The following is a 15,363-nucleotide window of genomic DNA, read 5'->3' on the forward strand; positions in this document are numbered from 1 at the left end:
GCCCGTCAGCGCTTTTCCTGGTGCGCGAGTACAAGCGTCCGCGCATTCGTTACCATGGCGCCACCATGAAACTCACCATCGACCACATCGTCATCGCCGCGGCAGACCTTGCCAGCGGTACGGAATATGTTGCCGGCATCCTGGGCATCGCGCCCCAGGGCGGCGGCGCGCATCCGCGCATGGGCACCCACAACCGGGTGCTGGGCATGGCGGACGGCGTCTACCTGGAAGTCATCGCCATCGATCCCGATGCGCCCGCGCCGGCCCGCCCCCGCTGGTTCGGACTGGATCAGGGCGATGTGCGCGCCCGCCTCGAGCAAGGCCCTTTCCTGGCCCATTGGGCGGCCCGGGTCGAAGCGCCCCTGGACCTGACGCGCATGCAGGCCGAACACCCTGACCGCATCGCGCCCGTCGTTCCCATGACGCGCGGTGACCTGCGCTGGCGGCTGACGGTGCCAGACGACGGCAGCCTGCCCGCCTGGCGCGAAGCGGGCCACGAGGCCGGCGGCGGCTTGCTGCCCACGTTGATCCAATGGGACGTGGAGGACTATCCGGGCGTCAGCCTGCCGCGCCAGGCCCTGACCCTCAAGCGGCTGGCCGGCCGCCACCCCCAGGCCGCGCTGCTGCGGCAGGGGCTGGCCTGGATGGGCACGGACACCCTGATCGACATCGAGCAGGGCAGCGGCCCGCCCCGCCTCACGGCGCACATCGACACCCCGGACGGCCTCAAAACCCTGGCTTGATCGGGATCGGTTGGGTCAGTGCGGTCAATGCGTTCAGTTCGGTCGGCTCGGCCGCCTCGGTTGGTGCGCTGTGGCGCTGGCGCACTGGCGCACTGGCGCACCGCGGCACTGGAGCGCTGGGACCCTCGGGCGCTGGAACGCCAGGCGTAAAAAAGGGCCGCGTTCGCGGCCCTGCTCTTGTCCGGCGGGAAGGCTCAAGCCTTCTTCAGCCAGCGCCAAGGCGCCCGCAATGGCCATTGATACTTGCGGCCCAGCACGCGCGGCGCCAGCACGTGGCCGACCAGCACGGCGATGCCGGCGGCCGTCATCACGTCGGACAGGTAATGGTCCAGGTTCACCAGCCGGCTTGCCGCCACCAGCACGGCCAGCAGCAGGAACACCCATCGCCCGCGCGGCGCCAGAATGCCCAGCACGACGGCCACGGCGAAGGCCGCGTAGGTATGGCTGGAGGGAAATGAATTGAAATGCTGGACGCGCGAAAAGGATTCGCCCAGGCCGTAGATGCCTTGTTCGAAGAACAGTTCGGGGCGCGCCCGCGCCACCGAGCGCTTCAGCACCAGCACGACAAGCCCGCCGACCGCCATCGTGGACAGCATCAGCAGGCTGCCGCGCGCCATCGCCGCGTAGCTCATGCGCATCGGATTGCGCCAGCCGCGCGACAGCCCGACCAGGCCGATCACATAGAAAGCCAGCGCCACGCCGATATAAGGGCCGCTTTCGCCAAGTTCGCCCACCCATTCGAAGGACTGGTCGACTCCGGCCGACACCGATTGCTGGATCCAGATGGCCAGGGGCAGGTCCACCCACAGCGCGGAGGCGGCGGCCGCCAGGGCCAGCGCGCAGCCCAACAGCACCCAGACCGTCGCCGAATAGGGATTGCGGAATTCGTCAGGAGCCGGCGCACTCGGCACGGCATCGCTTGCGGGAGCGGCTACCGGAGGCGTCAGGGGATTGGAATTCATCGGTACCGCTCGAAGAAATGAGAAATATTACGTCGGCCTGAAAATCAGCCGGCCCGCTATCGTAACGGCCAGCGCGCGCCCCTCCAAGAAACAATTTTCTCGCAACGGTTAAAATTCGCTCTTTCCTACCTTTCAGCCCCCGGGATCTACACCCGTCACGGCGACCGTCATGCAAGAAACCTCCCTCAAGCGCGTGGACATCCCTCGCGACGGCGGCAACGCCGCCCTGCCCTCCGCCGACACCGGCGCCGGCTCCCCCCGCAAACTGTACATCCGGACCTTCGGCTGCCAGATGAACGAGTACGACTCGGACAAGATGGCCGACGTGCTGCGCGGCGACCAGGGGCTGGAACTGACCGACAATCCCGAAGAGGCGGACGTCATCCTGTTCAACACCTGTTCGGTGCGCGAGAAGGCCCAAGAAAAGGTCTTCTCGGACCTGGGCCGCGTGCAACACCTGAAAAAGACCAACCCGAACCTGGTGATCGGCGTGGGCGGCTGCGTGGCCAGCCAGGAAGGCGCGGCCATCGTCAAGCGCGCGCCCTATGTGGACGTGGTGTTCGGCCCGCAGACGCTGCATCGCCTGCCGGACCTGATCAAGCGCCGCCGCGACGAAGGCCGCTCGCAGGTGGACATCAGCTTCCCCGAAATCGAAAAGTTCGACAACATGCCGCCGCCGCGCGTGGATGGCGCGACCGCGTTCGTCTCCATCATGGAAGGCTGTAGCAAGTACTGCAGCTTCTGCGTCGTGCCCTATACGCGCGGCGAGGAAGTCTCGCGCCCGTTCGACGACGTGCTGATCGAAGTGGCCGACCTGGCGGACCAGGGCGTGAAGGAAGTGACGCTGCTGGGCCAGAACGTGAACGCCTATCGCGGCCGCATGACGGACTCGGACGAGATCGCCGATTTCGCGATGCTGCTCGAATATGTTCACGAGATTCCCGGCATCGAACGCATCCGCTACACGACGTCGCACCCCAAGGAAATGACCCAGCGCATGGTGGACGCCTACGCCCGCCTGCCCAAGCTGGTGTCGTTCCTGCATCTGCCGGTGCAGGCCGGCAGCGACCGCGTGCTGGCCGGCATGAAGCGCGGCTACACCACCCTGGAATTCAAGTCCGTGGTGCGCCGCCTGCGCGCCGCGCGTCCCGACCTGACGCTCTCGTCGGACTTCATCGTGGGCTTTCCCGGCGAAACCGAGGAAGACTTCGAAAAGACGATGAAGCTGATCGAGGACGTCGGCTTCGACACCTCTTTCTCGTTCGTATATTCGCGCCGCCCGGGCACGCCCGCCGCCGACCTGGCCGACGATACCCCGCAGGATGTGAAGCTGCGCCGCCTGCAGCGCCTGCAGGCGCTGATCAACGAGCAGGCGGCGACCATCGCGCGCAACATGGTCGGCACGCGCCAGCGGCTGCTGGTGGAAGGCCCTTCGCGCCGCGACCCGAACGAACTGATGGGCCGCACCGAAAACAACCGCATCGTGAATTTCCCCGCCCCCGCGCGGCTCATCGGACAAATGGTCGACGTCGTCATCACCGAGGCGCACACGAATTCGCTGCGCGCCCGCGTGGCCGATGTGGACCGCACTCCCCAAGAGGCTGAATGACCACTTCCCGCCCCCGCGCGCGTCGCAGCATGCCCGCCGTCGTCACCCTGGACGGCGATAACACCCACCTGGCCAATCTCTGCGGGCCGCTCGACGAAAATCTGCGGCAGCTTGCCGACGGCATGAACGTCAAGCTGTCACGCCGCGGCAGCCGGGTCACCATCGAAGGCGAACTGGCCGAGCTGGCCGGCCGGGTGCTGCGCCGGTTCCACGAACAGGCCGTGCATCGCTCCCTGTCGATCGACGACATCCAGTTGGGCCTCGTCGAGATCGGCGTGGGCCGGCAGGAAGAAAAGCTGAAGGAAGAGCAGGCCCAGGAAGCGGACCCGCTGCCCGCCCTGGACGACGAAAGCGACAGCATCGCCCTGCGCACCAAGCGCAGCGACCTGCGTCCGCGCACGCCGCGCCAGCGCGACTACCTGAACAACATCCTCAAACACGACATCACCTTCGGCGTCGGCCCCGCCGGCACCGGCAAGACCTGGCTGGCCGTGGCCTGCGCGATCGACGCCATGGAGCGCGACACGGTGCAGCGCCTGGTGCTGACCCGCCCGGCGGTCGAAGCGGGCGAACGGCTGGGCTTCCTGCCCGGCGACCTGGCGCAAAAGGTCGACCCCTACCTGCGCCCGCTGTATGACGCCCTGTACGACCTGATGGGCTTCGAAAAAGTGCAGCGCCTGTTCGAAAAACAGACCATCGAGATCGCGCCGCTGGCCTATATGCGCGGCCGCACGCTGAACCACGCCTTCGTCATCCTGGACGAAGCGCAGAACACCACGCCGGAACAGATGAAGATGTTCCTGACGCGGATCGGCTTCGGCAGCAAGGCCGTCATCACCGGCGACCCGTCCCAGGTGGACCTGCCGCGCGGCCAGGACAGCGGCCTGGCGCATGCCGTCAAGGTGCTGCACGATGTGCAGGGCATCGCCACCACGCGCTTCACCAGCCGCGACGTCGTGCGCCATCCCCTGGTTGCCCGCATCGTCGACGCCTACGACCGCGCCTCCGAAAATGAAGCCTGACCTGTCCCTGTCGGTCCAGTACGGGGTGGAAGAACCCCGCCTGCCGCGCTGGCGCCTGCGCCGCTGGGCCGAGCGCGCGCTGGCGGGCGCCGCCGAAGACGGCCTGGTCGGCTTTTCCGCCGCCGAACTCAGCCTGCGCCTGGTGGGCACGGCCGAAGGCCGCCGCCTGAACCGGGACTTCCGCGACCGCGACTACGCCACCAACGTGCTGACGTTCGAATACGGCGTCGACCCCGTGGGTGTCGCGCGCGGCGACATCGTGATGTGCGTGCCGGTGCTGGTCCGCGAGGCCCGCGAGCAGCGCAAGGCCCTGCTGGACCATGCCGCCCACCTGACCATCCACGGCGTCCTGCACGCGCTGGGATACGACCACATCAAGGCTCGCGATGCCAAGCGCATGGAAGCGCTGGAAACGGCCACGCTCGCCCGCATCGGCATCGCCGATCCCTACGTGGCGGCCTGAAACGCGCCCTCGGGTCTACCCTGAGAAATTGCCAGAAAATGGCGTGCAGCAAGGCGCAGATCGCGTCGGTTGCACCCATTTTCCGGAAGCGCGTTACAAATTGGAAGCCAGTTTCGGTTATGCTGGACCCTCCACAACTTGTCCTCCCGGACGATGTCTGACCCTTACCCTGCTCCCGAAGCGACCCCTGCTCGCTCAGCCAAACCCGCCACCAAATCCCTTCTAGACCGCCTGCTTTCCCTTGTGCGCCGAGAGCCCGAGGACCGCGAAGGCATCAAGGCCATTCTGGAAGCCGCGCACGAACGCAAGCTGCTCGACGCGGAGTCCTACAAGATGATCAAGGGCGCGCTCGCCGTGTCCGAAGGCACCGTCGGCGACATCATGGTCCCCCGCTCGCGGATGGACCTGCTGGATGTCACGCAGCCCATCCCCTACCTGGTGGCCTCGGTGATCGAGACCGCGCATTCGCGGTTTCCCGTCTACGAAGGCGACCGCGACAACATTATCGGCATCCTGCTGGCCAAGGATCTGCTGCGCTGCATGCTGGAACCCGGCATCGAACTGCGCACGCTGGTCCGCCCCGCCGTGTTCATCCCGGAATCCAAGCGCCTGAACGTGCTGCTGCATGAGTTCCGCGCCAGCCGCAACCACCAGGCCATCGTCATCGACGAGCATGGCGGGATTTCCGGCCTGGTCACGATGGAAGACGTGCTGGAACAGATCGTCGGCGACATCGAAGACGAATTCGACGAAACCGAGGAAGACTCCATCTTCCCCGAAGGCGAAAACCAGTGGCGCGTCCTGGCGGCCACCGATATCTCGCACTTCAACGAGGTGTTCGGCTGCCATCTGCCGGACGACGAATACGACAGCGTCGGCGGATGGCTGGGCGGTCAGCTCGGCCGCATCCCGCGCCGCGGCGACCATGCCGAATTCGAAGGCTTGCGTCTGGAAGTGGCGCGCGGCGATGCCCGCCGCGCCATCTGGCTGCGCGTCAAGCGCAACGCGGCCACCCAATCCGCTCCGTCCGCCGACGCATGAGCCTCACGCCCCGAGGCCGACTCCTGCGCGGCGCCGCCGGCCTGGTGCTGGCGGGCGCCGTCCATGCCCTGACCTTTGCCCCCGGCCCCTTGCCGGGTTGGGCGCTGGCGGCCGTGCAGATCCTTGCGCTGGCCGTTCTTGCCCGCGTCACCCTGTATGCGCCCAGCGCCCGGCAGGCATGGATCCGCGGCTGGCTGTTCGGTTTCGCCAGCTATGCGCTGGGCCTGTACTGGATCTTCATCAGCCTGCACCGCTACGGCGACCTGGCCGCGCCGCTGGCCGTGGCCGCCGTGCTGGCGCTATCGGCCTTTCTTGCCCTGTTTCCCGCCACCGCCAATGCGCTGGCGCGGCGCTATGCGCCCCTGGACGCCGACTCCCCGCCCTCTCGCATCCTGTCCGCCACGCTGGCCTGGGCCGCGATGTGGGCCGCGTTCGAATGGCTGCGCGCCGTGCTGCTCACGGGCTTCCCCTGGCTCAACATCGGCTACGCGCAGGTGGACAGCCCCATTGCCGGCTGGGCGCCGCTGCTGGGCGTGCATGGCATGGCGTTCCTGGCCGCGTTCGTGGCGGCCGCCATGGCCAGCCTATGGCAGCCCTCCAGAAAGACCGGTCCCGGTTCGCGCCATGCGCTGGCCGCCGGCGTCGCGGTGGCGCTTGCGGCCGCGGGCTGGCCGCTGTCCCGCATCGATTGGTCCGAGCCTGTCGGCGATCCGCTGAACGTGCGCCTGATCCAGGGCAACATCGGCCAATCCCAAAAGTTCGACCCCACGCTGCTCCAGCAAAGCCTGACGCGGCACCTGGACTTGACGGCCATGCCGCCAGCGCCCGGCGTGCCCGCGCCGCAACTGGTGATCCTGCCCGAGACGGTGCTGCCCATCTTCCAGGACCAGCTCGATCCGCGCATCTGGGAAACCTGGCGCAACCTGGCCGGGCAACGCAATACGGTCATCGCAATGGGCGTGCCGCTACATGACCGCCAGAACGGCCGCGACCGCTACACCAACAGCGTGATCGGGTTCGACGGCGGAACACCGGTCGAACAGCTCGTGGCCGGCAACCCCGCCATGCGCTACGACAAACGCCATCTGGTGCCTTGGGGCGAATATGTGCCGCCCGGGTTCCACTGGTTCGTGAACATGCTGAACATCCCGCTGGGGGACTTCGACCGCGGCGCCGAGCGCCAGACGCCCTTCGCCGTGGGCGGCCAGCATATTGCGTTCAACATCTGCTACGAGGATCTGTTCGGCCCGGACCTGCTGCCCGCGCTCCAACCCGGCCCCAACGGCGAACCCGGCGCCAGCATCCTGGTGAACGTCAGCAATCTGGGCTGGTTCGGCGATACCTGGGCCTTGCGCCAGCATTTGCAGATCGGCCGCCTGCGCACCATCGAAACCGCACGTCCCATGCTGACGGCAACCAACACCGGCATCACCGCCGCCATCGATGCCAAGGGCCGCGTGGCCGCTCAGCTGGCGCCTCTGCAGGCGGGCGTGCTGCCAGTGTCGGTGCAGGGCATGACGGGGTTGACCCCCTATGCGCGCTTCGGCGACAAGACCGCCCTGGCCCTGATCGGACTGGCGCTCATTGCGGCGGTGGGCAGCGGCCGCAAGACGCGCCGCCGCTGATTCGGCTGTTTCGCTGATCCCGCTGGACGCGGGATCGGCGGGTGCGATCAAGGTCCGCGATCAGGTTTCACACACGAAAAAAACCACATGCCGGGACCGCGCGCGCATAAATTTTTTTCCGTTCCCGATGGCGTCCGCACAAGCCTTTGATTTTGTTGGATTCCACCTCCACCAGCACAGGATTCCAAGCGCGGCGGCACGCTCGAAAACCACTCAAAAACGCCATCCAACCCTCTTTTTTCGCGTCTTTTTTGCTTTTTGCCGGGAAGCGACTTGCACACCCTATTTAGTTCGTGCATAATCTCGTTTCTTCGCCAACGGCACTAAACAAAACCGGCAACGAACTACGAAAAACGCACCATAAAACGTGAGTTCAAATTCGTAAAACGTTGAACGGGTTGATTAGAGAAACGGGGGTATAGCTCAGCTGGGAGAGCGCTTGCATGGCATGCAAGAGGTCAGCGGTTCGATCCCGCTTACCTCCACCAGTCAACAGCGAAGAACGCAGTATCAGTAATGCAGTCCTGAGTCCCCTTCGTCTAGAGGCCTAGGACATCACCCTTTCACGGTGAGTACAGGGGTTCGAATCCCCTAGGGGACGCCAGTTCGCTGGCAGCAGTAGGAAGTAAATGCAGTGCGCAGTAAATAGATGCAGTTGAAGTGACAAAGTAGTTGAGTAAGCCGCTGCGGAGCGGTAGTTCAGTTGGTTAGAATACCGGCCTGTCACGCCGGGGGTCGCGGGTTCGAGCCCCGTCCGCTCCGCCAAAAGCTCTCTCGCTCAGAGTCTTTCAAGAGCTCCGTTTTCGGGGCTTTTTGCTTTTATAGAGTGTGAGACCTTGTTGTCTGAAGTTTGGGGCAGCGGGACTTCCTGGGGGTATAGCTCAGCTGGGAGAGCGCTTGCATGGCATGCAAGAGGTCAGCGGTTCGATCCCGCTTACCTCCACCAGTACGCAGTACGGTAGTAAAGTTGTTCGTTCAAGTCCCCTTCGTCTAGAGGCCTAGGACATCACCCTTTCACGGTGAGTACAGGGGTTCGAATCCCCTAGGGGACGCCAGCTTCATCTGGCATGTAGCACCAAGCTGCCTTGACACCGCAGTGTAGTAATGAAGTTCAATCAAGCCGCTGCGGAGCGGTAGTTCAGTTGGTTAGAATACCGGCCTGTCACGCCGGGGGTCGCGGGTTCGAGCCCCGTCCGCTCCGCCAAGCACTTTGTGCCCTGCGCCAGTCGCCGTCTTGATCTGCACTTTTCAAGCTGCGCTCTTCATCAGCAGACTTCTGCGCCACACATCGAAAGCTCCGGATTCCGGAGCTTTTTTGCATTTGTGCGCGTGCCGCCGCGCTTGCGGTATTCTTGTTCTCTACCAACCTCCCCTTCCCTCAGACTCGTCCGTTTTGCCTCTGGACACAGGCGCTGCGCGCCTTCATCCTGTGCGTACACGCCATGCGAAAGAAAGAGGCCTACGTGACCCCCAATGACGCCGCCGTACCCCACGCGCAACGCCTGCACCTGCAGCGCATCATCGAGGGCCTGAACGAGGGCATCATCCTGCTCGAGGCAGACGGCTCGATCGCCTGGGCCAACACCAGCGCGCTCAGCCTGCACGGCGCCGAAGAACTCGACGACCTGGGCGATACACCCGCCGGCTATCGCAAGCGCTACACACTGACGTACCGCAATCACCATCGCGTGCCCGCGCGCCAGTATCCGCTGGACCGCCTGGCGGCGGCCGAGACCTTCGAAGAGCTGCTGCTCGATCTTGGCCGCAAGGACGACAAGGAATTCCTGCGCCATGTGCTCGCGCGCGGCCTGGACCTGGACGATGGCGGCGGCCTCCCTTACCGCGTGCTGATCCTGCATGACCAGACCGGACAGATCAACGCCGAAGAGCGCTTCGAGCGCGCCTTTTCCGCCAATCCCGCACCCGCGCTCATCTGCCGCCTGTCCGATCTGCGCTATGTGAAGGTCAACCAGGGTTTCCTGGAAATGACCGGCTACACCCGCGACGCCGTGCTGGGCAAGTCCGCCTACGAGCTGGACGTGCTGGACGGAGGAGAGGACAAGGAGGCGGCCGTCGCCAAGCTCAACGAAGGCGAAACCATCGTGCAGCGTGAAGGCCTGGTGAAGCTGGCCGACGGCGGCGCCAAGTTCGTGATCGTTGCCGGCCAGCCCATCGACATGCATGACGAACCTTGCATGCTGTTCACGTTCATCGACCTGGAAGCTCGCAAGCGCACCGAAATGGCGCTGCGGGAAAGCGAAGAACGCTTCTCCAAGGCCTTCCGCCTGGCGCCCGTGCCCATGGCCGTATGCGATGGCGTCACGCTGAATGTGCTGGACATCAACGAGGCCTTCGCGGCGGTCACCGGCGCCGAGCTTGAAGACGGCGCGGACCAGGAGCTTGCGGAACTGGGCCTGCAGCCCTACGAAGGCATGATCGCCAGCCTCAAACGCGGCGAAAGCGCCCGCAACCGCGAAGCCACCCTGACGGCGCAGGACGGCGGGCAACTCGACTGCCTGGTATCGGCCGAACCCGTCATGATCGGCGGCCAGCGGCGCGTGCTGCTGGTCGCGCAGGACATCACCGAACGAAAGCGCTCGGAAACCGAACTGCTGACGGCCATCGAAGCCGTCATGCAGGACACCTCGTGGTTCAGCCGGGGCATCATAGAAAAGCTGGCGCAGCTACGCGCGCCCGCCCCCGCCACCCGCGATGTCGCGGAACTGGCGCAACTCACCTCACGCGAACGCGAGGTACTGGGCCTGCTGTGCCAGGGCCACGACGACGACGGCATCGCCAAGACGCTCAAGCTGTCGCGTAACACCGTGCGCAACCACGTGGCCACGATCTACAGCAAGATCGGCGTCCACCGCCGCAGCGCCGCCATCGTCTGGGCGCGCGACCGTGGCATCACGGGCCATGAACACGCCCGCGCCCGGGACAAACAGCCCAAGACCTGATCACCCGCCTCATATTTACAATTTGAATCAAAATATCCGCCCCGCCCGCGTCGCCGACGATGACGCCGCGTTAACGATCACGGCCGCCCAAAAGCGGCCATTTTCATTCAAATCGGTTGCAACACCCCTCTAAAGCAGCGCGTTCTGCCCGCATTGCCTAAACCCCGCACAGGTTCTTACGATCCGCCGATCCTGCCCTTTGCCTCCGATGGCCAAGCGGCACGAGTCCCGCAAGATCGAACAGGAGCCTATCCATGCAGACCGCCTACATCCCCGTCCCGACGGCGCCCAAGCGCATGCCCGCCCCCGCCTGGAGCACCGCCGACATCATGGCGCTCTATGCGCTGCCCTTCATGGACCTGGTGCACCGCGCGCAGCAGACCCACCGCGCCCACTTCGATCCGAACGCCATCCAGCTTTCCAGCCTGCTGTCGATCAAGACGGGTGGCTGTCCCGAGGATTGCGCCTATTGCCCGCAGTCCTCGCACTACGACACCGGCCTGGACGCCGACAAGCTGATGCCGCTGGAAGAAGTGGTCGCCGCTGCCCGCGCGGCCCAGGCGGGCGGCGCGCAGCGCTTCTGCATGGGCGCCGCGTGGCGCAGCCCCAAGCCTCACCACCTGGACGCGGTGGCCGAGATGGTGGGCGCGGTGAAGGCGCTGGGCCTGGAAACCTGCGTGACGCTCGGCATGCTGCGCGAAGGCCAGGCCGAGCAGTTGAAGGACGCCGGACTGGACTACTACAACCACAACCTGGACACCTCGCCCGAGTTCTACGGCAAGATCATTTCCACGCGCACCTACCAGGACCGCCTGGACACGCTGGAGCGGGTCCGGGACGCCGGCATCAACGTGTGCTGCGGCGGCATCGTGGGCATGGGCGAATCGCGGCGCGAGCGCGCCGGGCTGATCGCGCAACTGGCCAGCATGGAGCCCTATCCCGAGTCCGTGCCGATCAACAACCTGGTGCAGGTGGAAGGCACGCCGCTGTCGGGCGTGGAGGCGCTGGACCCGTTCGAATTCGTCCGCACCATCGCTGTCGCGCGCATCACCATGCCGCGCGCGGCGGTGCGCCTGTCGGCCGGCCGCGAGGCCATGGACGACGCGCTGCAAGCGCTGTGCTTCATGGCCGGCGCCAATTCCATGTTCTACGGCGATGCGCTGCTGACAACGGCGAATCCGCAGATGGAAGCCGACCAGCGCCTGCTGGAACGCCTGGGCATGCGGATCGACGCGGCCCCGCACGTCCATCACGAGACCGCCCCGTGCCGTTGACGCCCGGCCTGCTGTACCTGTCCGCCAGCGTCCTTTGCAGCGTCACCGTGGCCGTGCTGCTGAAGCTGGCGCGGCGCTACCAGGTGGATGTGCGGCAGGCGATCGCCATGAACTACGCCGTGGCCGCCCTGCTGTGCTGGGCGGTGCTGCGGCCCGATCCGGCGCGCCTGCTGGCGCCGCAGACGCCTTGGCTGGTGCTGGCGGCGCTGGGCGTGCTGCTGCCCAGCGTTTTCCTGGCGATGGCGGCGGCGCTGCGGCACGCCGGCATCGTGCGCAGCGACGCCGCGCAGCGCCTGTCTCTTTTCATTCCGCTGCTGGCCGCGTTCGTCCTGTTCGGCGAACCGGTAGGCGGCCGCAAGCTGGCGGCGATCGTGCTGGCGTTCAGCGCGCTGTTCTGCCTGCTTCGGCAGCCGCCGCGCGCGCAAGCGTCTGGCGCCGGTAGACCCGAGGACAGCCGGGCGATGTGGGTGTGGCCGCTGGCCGTATGGGCCGGCTACGGCGTGATCGACATTTTGTTCAAGCAGGTGGCGCGCACCGGCACGGCTTTCGCGGGCGGGCTGCTGCTGGCCTTCGTGCTGTCCGGCCTATTGATGCTGGCCTATCTGCTCTGGCGCCGGGTGCGCTGGCAGGCCCGGCATCTGGCGGCCGGCGTGGTGCTGGGGCTGGCCAACTTCGGCAACATCCTGACCTATGTCCGGGCGCACCAGTCCTTGCCCGAGCACCCCGCGCTCGTGTTCGCGTCGATGAACATGGGCGTCATCACGCTGGGCACGCTGGTAGGCGCGCTGGCCTTTCGCGAGCCCCTCACGCGCCTGAACATTGCGGGCATCGCGCTGGCCCTGTCGTCCATCGTGCTGATGGCGCCCTGGTAGGCGCGCGTCGTCAGGTGCCGGTGCGGGCCTGGCGCTCGGGTTCCTCGGATTCGCCGGAGCCGGGCTGCGCCCCGTCGGGCACCGCGGCCTCGGCGCGGGCGGGGTCCGGCTCGGCCGCGGGTTCAGGCGGCGCCGGCGCCGTGGACGCGTCCGGCTGCACCATTTCCATGGCGATGTCGTTCTCGGGATCCACCCGGGGATCCAGCACCGCCGACGCGGGCGAACTCTGCAGGGTGTCGGGCATGGGCACGAAATGTGTCGGCGCTTCGTCCACCTGGTGCGCGCCGGTAACGCGCGTGGGTCGGACGTGCCAGACGAGGATCACGGCGCAGGCCGAGATGAAGACGTAGTACATGCTGGGGCCGGCCAGGGACATCATCAGCCCCGCGACCATGGGGCCGATACAGGCGCCCACGCCGTAGGTCATGAGCAGCACGGCCGACAGGCTGACGCGCCGCTCGGATTCAACGTGATCGTTGGCGAATGCCGCGCCCAGCGGATAGAGCGTGAACTGCAATATGCCGAAGACGCAGGACATGGCGACCAGCGCCCAATAGGGCAGCGTGATCCAGCCCCACATGACCGTCGGCAGCACCACCAGCAGCAAGGCGTTGAACCGGATCAGGCCGGCGCGGTTGATGCGGTCGGACAGCCATCCCATGGGCCATTGGGACAACAGGCCGGCCGTGACCGCCGCGGCCACGAAGATGGCGGCCTGCGAGGTCGACAGGCCATGCTTGGCGCCATAGACGGCCGCCAGGCCATAGAAGGCGCCGGACAGATTTCCCGCCACGAACAGCACCGTCATGGACAGGGGCACGCGGCGCATGAAGAAGCGGATGTCGAGCGGCGCCGGCAGCGGCGTGGGCGGGTGCGAACGGGCGGTGACGGCAAGCGGCACAAGGCACAGCACGAGGCACATGGCCACCAGGGTGAGGGGCCGCAGGTCCAGCGTGGCGTAGGCGGTCAGCGCGAGCTGCCCCAGCACCGTGCCCAGGCCGGACACGACCATGTAGACGGAGAACACCCGGCCGCGCTGGTGGTTTTCGGTCTGCTCGTTCAGCCAGCTTTCGATGACCATGAATTCCGTCACCATGACGATGCCGGAGATGATGCGGAACACCAGCCACATCGGCATGGAATCGACCAGCGTCTGCGCCAGGATCATGCTGGTGGCGATGGCTGCGCAGGCGACGAATGCGCGGATATGGCCGACGCGGATGATGAGCTTGTGCCCAAGCCGCGCGCCGCACACCAGGCCGAGGTAGTAGCCGGCGATCAGGGCGCCGATCCACACTTCGCTGACAGACTGCGCGGTCAGCCTCAGGCCCATGTAGGTGTTGAACAGACCTGTGCCGATGAGCATCAGCAAGGTCGCGAAATAGAGCGACGAAAAGGATGAGATCGTGGAGAGCATGGCGTGGGCAACCGCGGCTTGCGGTAGCGCGGCGGGCCGCCGGGGCGGCCCGCGCGTTGAGCGGTAAAACAGTAACTGCGGGGATCAGGCCTGCGAGAGCATCGTGGCGGCGTCGCTGACTTCGAACTTGCCGGCGGCTTCCACGTTCAGGTGCTTGACCACGCCGTCGACGATGAGCGCCGAGTAGCGTTGCGAGCGAACGCCCATGCCGCGGGCGATCAGGTCCAGCTCCAGGCCGAGTTCCTTGGTCCACAGCGCGGAGCCGTCGGCCAGCATGCGGACTTTGCCGTCGGTCTTCTGTTCACGGCCCCAGGCGCCCATGACGAAGGCGTCGTTGACGGACACGCACCAGATTTCATCGATGCCCTTGGCCTTCAGCGCCGCGGCCTGTTCGACGTAGCCCGGCAGGTGCTTGGCGGAGCAGGTGGGGGTGAAGGCGCCCGGGACGGCGAACAGCGCGATGGTCTTGCCGCGTGTCAGGTCGGCGACCTGGAACGCGTTGGGGCCGAGCGAGCAACCGGCGGTTTCGGTTTCGATGAATTCGGTCAGGGTGCCATCGGGCACGCGGTCGCCGACTTTGATCGTCATGGGTAGATCTCCAGGGATAGGGGGCAATGCACTGAGGCGGGAGCGCCTCACAGGCACCATCATAGTTCGTGCGGGGCCGGCTTGCTGCCTTCGGCGGATTGGGAAAAAAAGATGAACAGTCTGAAACGACTACACACTGTCGCTACACGGGGCGGAAACGGGTGCTTGCCATAATTCCGTGGTAACCATCGCCCGCCGCGGCTGCCCCCGGCAGCGGGCCGCGGGCTTCACAGGGAGGCTTTTCGATGCGCAAGATCATCTTGACCGGGCTGGCCTGGGCGCTGGCCGCCACCGCCCCGGCCTGGGCGGCTCCGGATGCCGCGGAACAGGCCCAATTCGATTCCTTCGTCGTGGCCTCGGGCGCATCCAATGGCGCCGCGCGCGCCTGCGGCGCTTCCGAACCCGATCTGGCCCAGCACCAGGCCAACGCACGCAAGAATCTGCTGCAGTACGCCCAGGAGTACGAATTTTCAGCGAAGGGGTACGACGGGCTGTACCAGCAGGGGCTGGCGGAGGGGAAGACGATGATGGACGAGATGAAGCGGTCGGGGGTGGATGGGTGCCGGGGGGTGCTGGGGAGTTTTCAGAACGAGCGGGTGATGGGGTATGAGGAGATGAAGGGGGCGTTGGCGGAGGTTAGTGATGGACTGCCGGGGGAGAGGGCGCGGTAGCGTGTCGGCGTGCTGAATTTGGGGAGCTGAATTTGGGTTCTTGAGACGCCTGGCGCGCCGGCCCCCGGCCGGCCGCCCGGGCGGCCTTTGGGGGCTTACGCGATGGGATTGGGTCG

Annotated in this window: 13 protein-coding genes and 6 tRNA genes; 16 read left to right on the forward strand and 3 right to left on the reverse strand. The window is 66.2% G+C overall.

Annotated elements, in window-relative coordinates; translation table 11 throughout:
* Nucleotides 1-65: 65 nt before the first annotated feature.
* Nucleotides 66-743 (forward strand): VOC family protein, encoded by a 678-nt coding sequence (locus tag ASE30_RS09885; RefSeq protein ID WP_057284141.1) that lies wholly within the window; start codon nt 66-68, stop codon nt 741-743.
* 194 nt (nt 744-937) lie between these two features.
* Here ASE30_RS09885 and ASE30_RS09890 read toward each other — a convergent pair whose 3' ends face one another.
* Nucleotides 938-1,705, reverse strand: coding sequence for a phosphatase PAP2 family protein (locus ASE30_RS09890; RefSeq protein ID WP_082601541.1), 768 nt, complete (start codon nt 1,703-1,705; stop codon nt 938-940).
* Nucleotides 1,706-1,874: 169 nt separating this feature from the next.
* Here ASE30_RS09890 and miaB point away from each other — a divergent pair, with 169 nt between their 5' ends.
* The 14 genes from miaB to ASE30_RS09960 all read left to right on the forward strand — a co-directional run bounded on the left by miaB (nt 1,875) and on the right by ASE30_RS09960 (nt 12,571).
* Nucleotides 1,875-3,314: a tRNA (N6-isopentenyl adenosine(37)-C2)-methylthiotransferase MiaB gene (gene miaB / locus ASE30_RS09895; RefSeq protein ID WP_057284142.1), complete on the forward strand. Its 1,440-nt coding sequence runs from the start codon at nt 1,875-1,877 to the stop codon at nt 3,312-3,314.
* A complete protein-coding gene (locus ASE30_RS09900) occupies nt 3,311-4,336 on the forward strand; it encodes a PhoH family protein (protein ID WP_057284143.1) in 1,026 nt (341 codons plus the stop codon). Before miaB ends, ASE30_RS09900 begins: the two co-directional genes overlap by 4 nt.
* Nucleotides 4,326-4,799: an rRNA maturation RNase YbeY gene (gene ybeY, locus ASE30_RS09905; protein ID WP_057284144.1), complete on the forward strand. Its 474-nt coding sequence runs from the start codon at nt 4,326-4,328 to the stop codon at nt 4,797-4,799. Before ASE30_RS09900 ends, ybeY begins: the two co-directional genes overlap by 11 nt.
* Before the next feature lie 153 nt (nt 4,800-4,952).
* Nucleotides 4,953-5,840 (forward strand): HlyC/CorC family transporter, encoded by an 888-nt coding sequence (locus ASE30_RS09910; RefSeq protein WP_057284145.1) that lies wholly within the window; start codon nt 4,953-4,955, stop codon nt 5,838-5,840.
* Nucleotides 5,837-7,465 carry an apolipoprotein N-acyltransferase gene (gene lnt, locus ASE30_RS09915; RefSeq protein WP_057284146.1) on the forward strand — a complete coding sequence of 543 codons (1,629 nt, stop codon included), beginning with the start codon at nt 5,837-5,839 and terminating at the stop codon, nt 7,463-7,465. The genes ASE30_RS09910 and lnt overlap by 4 nt, the downstream gene beginning before the upstream one ends.
* Before the next feature lie 412 nt (nt 7,466-7,877).
* Nucleotides 7,878-7,953: transfer RNA gene (locus tag ASE30_RS09920), tRNA-Ala, on the forward strand.
* 40 nt (nt 7,954-7,993) lie between these two features.
* Nucleotides 7,994-8,069 (forward strand) — tRNA-Glu (locus tag ASE30_RS09925).
* Nucleotides 8,070-8,153: 84 nt separating this feature from the next.
* Nucleotides 8,154-8,230: transfer RNA gene (locus ASE30_RS09930), tRNA-Asp, on the forward strand.
* Nucleotides 8,231-8,335: 105 nt separating this feature from the next.
* Nucleotides 8,336-8,411: transfer RNA gene (locus tag ASE30_RS09935), tRNA-Ala, on the forward strand.
* A gap of 33 nt (nt 8,412-8,444) precedes the next feature.
* A tRNA-Glu gene (locus ASE30_RS09940) sits at nt 8,445-8,520 on the forward strand.
* Nucleotides 8,521-8,592: 72 nt separating this feature from the next.
* Nucleotides 8,593-8,669: transfer RNA gene (locus ASE30_RS09945), tRNA-Asp, on the forward strand.
* 238 nt (nt 8,670-8,907) lie between these two features.
* Complete coding sequence (locus ASE30_RS09950; RefSeq protein ID WP_057284147.1) at nt 8,908-10,425, forward strand: helix-turn-helix transcriptional regulator; 1,518 nt, start codon at nt 8,908-8,910, stop codon at nt 10,423-10,425.
* A 254-nt stretch (nt 10,426-10,679) separates the two neighbouring features.
* A complete protein-coding gene (bioB, locus tag ASE30_RS09955) occupies nt 10,680-11,699 on the forward strand; it encodes a biotin synthase BioB (protein WP_057284148.1) in 1,020 nt (339 codons plus the stop codon).
* The gene (locus ASE30_RS09960) at nt 11,696-12,571 is read left to right on the forward strand and encodes a DMT family transporter (RefSeq protein WP_057284317.1); all 876 of its coding nucleotides are present in this window, start codon (nt 11,696-11,698) and stop codon (nt 12,569-12,571) included. The genes bioB and ASE30_RS09960 overlap by 4 nt, the downstream gene beginning before the upstream one ends.
* 10 nt (nt 12,572-12,581) lie before the next feature.
* Here the strand turns inward: ASE30_RS09960 and ASE30_RS09965 are convergent, their stop codons facing one another.
* Nucleotides 12,582-13,988 carry an MFS transporter gene (locus tag ASE30_RS09965; protein WP_057284149.1) on the reverse strand — a complete coding sequence of 469 codons (1,407 nt, stop codon included), beginning with the start codon at nt 13,986-13,988 and terminating at the stop codon, nt 12,582-12,584.
* An 84-nt stretch (nt 13,989-14,072) separates the two neighbouring features.
* Nucleotides 14,073-14,576: a peroxiredoxin gene (locus ASE30_RS09970; RefSeq protein ID WP_057284150.1), complete on the reverse strand. Its 504-nt coding sequence runs from the start codon at nt 14,574-14,576 to the stop codon at nt 14,073-14,075.
* Nucleotides 14,577-14,821: 245 nt separating this feature from the next.
* Between ASE30_RS09970 and ASE30_RS09975 the strand changes: the two genes are divergently transcribed.
* Nucleotides 14,822-15,247 carry a hypothetical protein gene (locus ASE30_RS09975; RefSeq protein ID WP_057284151.1) on the forward strand — a complete coding sequence of 142 codons (426 nt, stop codon included), beginning with the start codon at nt 14,822-14,824 and terminating at the stop codon, nt 15,245-15,247.
* Nucleotides 15,248-15,363 lie beyond the last annotated feature (116 nt).

Source organism: Achromobacter sp. Root83 (genome assembly GCF_001428845.1).
Classification (GTDB): Bacteria; Pseudomonadota; Gammaproteobacteria; order Burkholderiales; family Burkholderiaceae_B; genus Achromobacter.